Origin of the sequence: Gulosibacter sediminis, assembly GCF_030011715.1 — a bacterium.
Lineage (GTDB): Bacteria > Actinomycetota > Actinomycetes > Actinomycetales > Microbacteriaceae > Gulosibacter > Gulosibacter sediminis.
In genome coordinates, this window is the sequence record NZ_JASCYH010000087.1 from 1 (window position 1) to 1,057 (window position 1,057).

At 67.1% G+C, this 1,057-nt stretch carries 1 protein-coding gene; it reads left to right on the top strand.

Annotated elements, in window-relative coordinates:
* A partial coding sequence (locus tag QM019_RS12660) for an IS256 family transposase (protein WP_282853303.1) occupies window positions 1-1,004 on the top strand: 1,004 nt, incomplete at its 5' end.
* Window positions 1,005-1,057 lie beyond the last annotated feature (53 nt).

Below are 1,057 nucleotides of genomic sequence, written 5' to 3' on the forward strand. Positions count from 1 at the left end.
TGCGGCAGGGCACGTATTTCCCGGAGTGGCTGCTCGAGCGCCGCAAACGGGCCGAGACCGCGTTGATCACGGTGATCGCGGACTGCTACCTCGCCGGCGTCTCGACCCGCCGGATGGACAAGCTCGTCAAGACACTTGGGATCCACTCGCTTTCCAAGTCCCAGGTCTCGCGGATGGCGGCGGAGCTCGACGAGCACGTCGACCAGTTCCGCCACCGGCCGCTCGGCGATGCCGGGCCGTTCACGTTCGTCGCCGCCGACGCTCTCACCATGAAGGTCCGCGAAGGCGGCCGCGTCATCAACGCCGTGGTGCTGATCGCGACGGGCGTGAACGCCGACGGACGCCGCGAGGTCCTCGGCCTGCGGGTCGCGACTAGCGAGACCGGCGCGGCCTGGAACTCGTTCTTCGCTGACCTCGTCGCCCGCGGCCTGTCCGGGGTTCGCCTGGTCACCAGCGACGCGCATCAGGGCCTCGTGGAAGCGATCGCGGCGAATCTGCCCGGCGCTGTCTGGCAACGCTGCCGCACCCACTACGCCGCCAACCTGATGTCCGTGACGCCGAAGAGCATGTGGCCGGCCGTCAAGGCGATGCTGCACTCCGTCTACGACCAGCCCGACGCGGCATCCGTGAACGCACAATTCGACCGGCTCCTGGACTACGTCGAGGACAAGCTCCCCGACGCGCACGACCATCTCGACGCCGCGAGGGCGGACATCCTCGCGTTCACCGGATTCCCCGAAGGTCTCTGGCAACAGATCTGGTCCAACAACCCGAACGAGCGCCTCAACCGAGAGATCCGCCGCCGCACCGACAGCGTCGGCATCTTCCCCAACCGTGACGCGATCACCCGCCTCGTCGGCGCCGTCCTCGCCGAGCAGACCGACGAATGGGCAGAAGGCCGCCGCTACCTCGGCCTCGACATACTCGCCAAGAGCCGCCTCACCCTTCTCACCGACGCAGGAAGCGAGGTGAACACCGACATCGTCCTCGAACTCAGCGCCTAACCATCAACAAATCGAAGGAACCCGAGCTACACCACTTCCGGGGACTTGACCCG